The organism is Synechococcus sp. R6-7 (assembly GCF_047461695.1).
Classification (GTDB): Bacteria; Cyanobacteriota; Cyanobacteriia; order Thermostichales; family Thermostichaceae; genus Thermostichus.
In genome coordinates this window covers 1-5,281 of the sequence record NZ_JANSHS010000027.1, presented here as the reverse complement: position 1 = coordinate 5,281, position 5,281 = coordinate 1, and the positions used below count along the sequence as shown (strand labels likewise).

Here is a 5,281-nt window from a genome sequence, read left to right as displayed (position 1 = left end):
CCCTGTGCTCACCGAGGGGGGCCTCATCCGAGCCGGCGTGGATCCCGAGCTGGACAGGCTGCGGCAGCAGGTGGAGCAAGACCGCCAGTGGGTTGCCCAGTTGGAAAAAAGCGAGCGCGACCGCACTGGGATCCCCACTCTCAAGGTGGGCTTCAACAAGGCCTTCGGCTACTACCTCAGCATCAGCCGCGCCAAGGCCCACCAAGTCCCCAAAGAGTACATCCGCAAGCAAACCCTGACCAACGAAGAGCGGTTCATTACCCCCGAGCTCAAAGAAAAAGAGGCCCGCATCCTCACAGCCCAAACCGACATCAACCAGCGGGAATACGAGCTGTTTGTGCAGTTGCGCCAAGAGGCAGGATCCCGGGCCGAAGCCATCCGCCAAGTGGCCCAGACCCTGGCTGCCGTCGATGCTCTGTTTGGCCTGGCGGAAGTGGCAGTGCAGCAGGGATACACCCGTCCCGTAATCACCGAAGACCGCCGGCTGATCATCGAGGAGGGTCGCCACCCGGTGGTGGAAAAATCCCTGCCCCAGGGCCTCTTCGTGCCCAATTCGGTGCAACTGGGATCCCCCCACGGCCCCGATTTGATCGTCCTCACCGGGCCCAACATGTCCGGCAAGTCCACTTACCTGCGGCAAATTGGGCTCATCCAAATCCTGGCCCAGATGGGCAGCTTTGTCCCCGCGCGGCGGGCAGAGTTGGGCCTCTGCGACCGCGTATTTACCCGCATTGGCGCTGTCGATGACCTGGCCACGGGACAGTCCACCTTCATGGTGGAGATGAACGAGACGGCCAACATCCTCAACCACGCCGGCGAGCGATCCCTGGTGCTTTTGGACGAGATTGGCCGCGGCACTGCTACCTTTGATGGCCTCTCCATTGCCTGGGCGGTGGCAGAGTACCTGGCTACCCAAGTGCGGGCCCGTACTGTCTTTGCCACCCACTACCACGAGCTCAACCAACTGGAGACCTTGCTGCCCAACGTGGCCAACTTTCAGGTGGTGGTCAAGGAATTGCAAGATCGCATCATCTTCTTGCACCAGGTACAGCCTGGGGGGGCAGATCGCTCCTATGGCATCGAGGTGGGGCGCATGGCTGGCCTGCCGCAGCCGGTAATCCAGCGGGCCGAACAGGTGCTGGCCCTAGTGGAAAAACACAGCCGCATCGGCCTGGGCCTGCGCAACCAAGGAAAAAGCCAACCTGCCCAGAAGAACTCCAAAAAAGAGCCCGCTCCCAATCGCAGCCCCGATTCCGCCGTTGGGGATCAACTGTCTTTGATCCCAGCGCCTCTCTTTCCCGATTGGCCTTAGGCTCCCCTACCCCTGTCGGGATCCCGTTCTTGCAACCCCAGGGCTGCAGCCAGCCCATCCAGCTCATCCCGATGCCCCTCCACCCACAGGTGGGATCCAGAAGCCGTTGGCGTTCGTTCCCAGGACGAGAGCGGGACAGAGTCCTCGTCGGCTTCCTGCAGTTTCAGGCGGATTTGCTCCGGGCGTTGGTTGCGCCGCCAGTAGTACCAACCCGCCCAGGGGGAGGCCAGCACCACCATCCAGGGCCAAGCGCCCCACCCCGGCTCAAGGGTCTGCAGCACCAAGACCAAACAGGCCAGCCCCGCCCCCGCCAGTCCCGTTAAAAAAAAGGTCAGCCCCACGCTAGCCTGACCCTGCCCTGCAAAGGTGGCGATCCCCTCGGCATCGGCGGACTGGAGACGATAGCCACGCCTTTCCAAGTGCTCCCGTAGAGCGGATCCCATTTCTTCCAGGCTGCGACTGCTAAAGTAGAGGCGACTCTCCACGCGATCCTTGCCCGCAGCTCGCAGAAAAAAGAATAGACCGATGGCCAATAGAGTCGTCAACGCCAAGGTTGAAACCTTTTCCCCCGTCAGCGGGGCTATGGCCAACCCAAGTGCCTGAGCAGAGCCCAGTCCGCCCAGAGGAAGGGGGTTGACCTGTTCGGGGAGTCTGGCTCCCCCACAGCTGGGTGGGATAGGTGAATGGGAACAGTTCATCGAATAGAATCGAATAGATTGGAATAGGCAAAGCAATTTACACGCTACCTTTGAAGTTTAGACCCTCTAGGATGGATGGGTTACTTCCCCCAAGGACGACCTGCCGGGTTTACCCTGAGGGCAATACGCTTTTTCGCAGTGGCGGTGACGGTTGAACTGGGGGGATCCTACGCTGGATCTCATGCCTCTGAGATGAGAAATGCAACTATAATTAAGTTATGATAAGGGACTCACGCTCTACCCGTTGCGTGATCCCTTCACTGCCACGTTAGCCTTTCTCTGTGGGGTATGGGCAGGAGGTCGGGTTGAGGAAGAGGTCAATGTGTGATTTTCCTCCGAATGCCGCAAGGCGTTGAGCAAAGGGGAACACTTAAGCTTAACCCGCTCCACATCGTTTACTATCCCTCTCTCAGCCCACCGGACTGTCCACCCCTGTCGCTACATCAGCAACACCCTACATGTCTAACTACGAACCTGAACTCAACGACATTTTGTTGGATGGCCCCGCCGATCTCCTCGATGCTGCCGAAGAAGCAGAGGTGGATCTGGCCGATGGCGAGTTTCTGGAAGAGGAGCCAACCCGCCGCTCCACCGATCTGGTGCGCCTCTATTTACAAGAGATCGGTCGTGTTCCTCTGTTGGGGCGCGATGAAGAGGTGGCCCTGGCCCAAAAAGTCCAAGACTACATGAAGCTCTTGGATTTGCGTCTGCGTTTGCAGAAAGAGTTGGGACGGGATCCCACTCTTGCGGAATGGGTGGCCAAGGCCAACCAGTACCCCGAGTGGGCGCAACTGACCCCTGAAAAGCTGCAGCAGATTCAGCGGATTGGCAAGCGTGCCAAAGAGCACATGATCAAGGCCAACCTGCGCCTGGTGGTGTCGGTGGCGAAAAAGTACCAAAACCGCGGCTTGGAGCTGTTGGATCTGATCCAAGAGGGTACGCTGGGCCTGGAGCGGGCGGTGGAAAAGTTCGACCCAAAAAAGGGCTACCGCTTCAGCACCTACGCCTACTGGTGGATCCGGCAGGGCATTACCCGTGCCATTGCCACCCAAAGCCGTACCATTCGCCTGCCCGTCCACATCACCGAGAAGCTGAACAAGATCAAAAAAGCGCAGCGCAAGCTCTCCCAGGAAAAGGGCCGTACTCCCACCATCGAAGACATCGCCTCCGAGTTGGAGATGACGCCGCCTCAAGTACGCGAGCTGTTGGTACGGGTGCCCCGCTCGGTTTCTCTGGAAACCAAGGTGGGCAAAGACAAGGACACCGAACTGGGGGATTTGCTGGAAACTGACGACATTTCTCCAGAAGAGACCATGATGCGGGAAGCCCTGCATCGCGATCTACAGCAGTTGCTCTCGGATCTGACCAGCCGCGAGCGGGATGTGATCCGCATGCGTTTCGGCTTGGGGGATGGGCGCACCTATTCGCTGGCGGAAATCGGTCGCGCCTTGGATCTGTCGCGAGAGCGGGTGCGGCAAATTGAGGCCAAAGCCCTGCAGAAGCTGCGTCAGCCGAAGCGGCGCAACCGCGTGCGAGATTACCTGGAAGCTATCAGCTAGTTCCGGCTTGCCCACTGGCTCCCCCGGCGTCCTACCCGTTTCCGCAGTCGGGCTGCTGCCCACTCCACTTCTGGGATCCGCAGGTAGAGAGCTCCGGCGGCGAACAAGCTTAGACCTAAACCCGCGGCCAGCCCGGCCCAAATGATGGCGGTGAGCAGGGGAGACCCCACAATCTCGTAGGAGCGCAGTTGGGTCCACAGCCAATGGCTCAGTCCCCCGGCCAAGACGGTGATCCCCAGCAACGGCAGCAGGGCTTGTCCCATCTCCCGCCAAGGGATCCCTGGCAGGTGCTGGTGGAGGCGGATCCCCAGTCCGATCACGGCTATCAGGTTGACGCCGGCGGTGGCCAGGGCAATGCCCGGCGCTCCAAAAGCCGGCAAAAATAGAAAGTCCAGTAGGGCATTCAGGCCAATGGCCATGCTGCTGATGCGCAGAGGCGTAGCCCCATCCTCCAGGGCATAGAAGATCCGCACCAGCACATCCCGCAGCAGGTAACCGGTCATCCCCAGACCATAGGCCATGAGTAGGGCTGCCACCTCTTGTGTCACCTCCGGCGTAAAGCGCCCCCGCTGGTAGGCCACTTGGACAATGGGCTCGGCCAAAGCCACCAACAGCATCGACAGGGGCAGGGTCACAATTGCCGTAAGCATCAGCCCTTGGCGGATACGCTGGCGCAGCTCCGGCCAACGGGATCCATCCCCTGCCAACTGGGCATAGAGAGGCATCAAGGGCACCAGCACCATGTTGGAGAGGATCCCCAGCGGCGTTTGTACCAGAAGCTGGGCATATCCCAAGTTGCCGATGGTGCGATCCCCAGGTACGAAAGAGGCAAAAAACAGATCCACATAAACATTGATGTGGATCATCCCGGAGGAGATCACCGCCGGCAACATCAGCAAGCCCACCGCCCGTACCTGCGGGGATCCCCACTCAAAGCGCAGGCGCGGTCGCCCCAGCCCTAACCGCATCTGGAGCGGAACTTGGGCCAACCATTGGGCAATGGCCCCGATGAGCACGCCCCAGGCCAGCAAAGTTGGGATCCCCGTCCATCCCAGCGTGACCAGGATCCCGATCACCGCCAAGCTGGAGATCAGCGGGCTAAGGGCAGGCAAGGCGTAGTGTTCGGCAGCATTCAGCGCTCCAAAGCCGATGCCAATCCACCCCGAGAGCAAGGCCAAAGGGGCCATGATCCGCAGTTGCGCAGCGGCCAAAGCATGGACTTCGGGGCTGGCTCCCGGCGCATTCAGGCGCACCACCCAGTCCGCTCCCCACCAAAGGCCCAAGCTGACCAGCAGGAGCAGGCAGCCTACCAAGGTGGAAATGGATTCCAGCCAGGCAGCCGCATCCTCCCTGTCCCGATCCCGCTGCTTTTTGAGGACACTGACGATGGCGCTATGAAAAGGGCCGTTGATCCCTCCCAGCAGAATCAACAGAAAACCGGGCAGGATGTAGGCTACCCCGAAGGCGCTGTACTCCGGCCCCGAGCCATACACTGCTGCAATCAAAGCTTGGCGAATAAAGCCTATGCCCTTACTGAGCAAGGTCGCCCCGGCCACCAAGCCCGCCACCGACATCAACGAACGGGATGGCCCTGCTGAAGGAGATCCCCCAGGGATCTCTTCCTGAGTGGCAGACTCCTCCATTACCTTGTGTCCTGCACCCCAACCACTGCCTCAACAACAAAGTAAACTACCCGACTCCGACCGCTAAGC

General features: G+C 60.2%; 4 protein-coding genes. 2 read left to right on the top strand and 2 right to left on the bottom strand.

The window, feature by feature from the left end; translation table 11 throughout:
- Positions 1–1,312 (top strand): DNA mismatch repair protein MutS (mutS, locus tag NW815_RS01015; protein WP_414415627.1); only part of this gene is annotated, 1,312 nt, incomplete at its 5' end.
- On the opposite strand, the gene NW815_RS01010 is transcribed toward mutS, so the two are convergent.
- A complete protein-coding gene (locus tag NW815_RS01010) occupies positions 1,309–1,902 on the bottom strand; it encodes a cofactor assembly of complex C subunit B (protein WP_414389784.1) in 594 nt (197 codons plus the stop codon). The two genes, mutS and NW815_RS01010, sit on opposite strands and share 4 nt — an antisense overlap.
- A 566-nt stretch (positions 1,903–2,468) precedes the next feature.
- Here NW815_RS01010 and sigC point away from each other — a divergent pair.
- Positions 2,469–3,569, top strand: a complete 1,101-nt coding sequence (sigC, locus tag NW815_RS01005) for an RNA polymerase sigma factor SigC (protein WP_414332157.1) — start codon at positions 2,469–2,471, stop codon at positions 3,567–3,569.
- On the opposite strand, the gene murJ is transcribed toward sigC, so the two are convergent.
- A complete protein-coding gene (gene murJ / locus NW815_RS01000) occupies positions 3,566–5,212 on the bottom strand; it encodes a murein biosynthesis integral membrane protein MurJ (RefSeq protein WP_414389787.1) in 1,647 nt (548 codons plus the stop codon). The genes sigC and murJ overlap by 4 nt on opposite strands.
- Between the last annotated feature and the right edge of the window lie 69 nt (positions 5,213–5,281).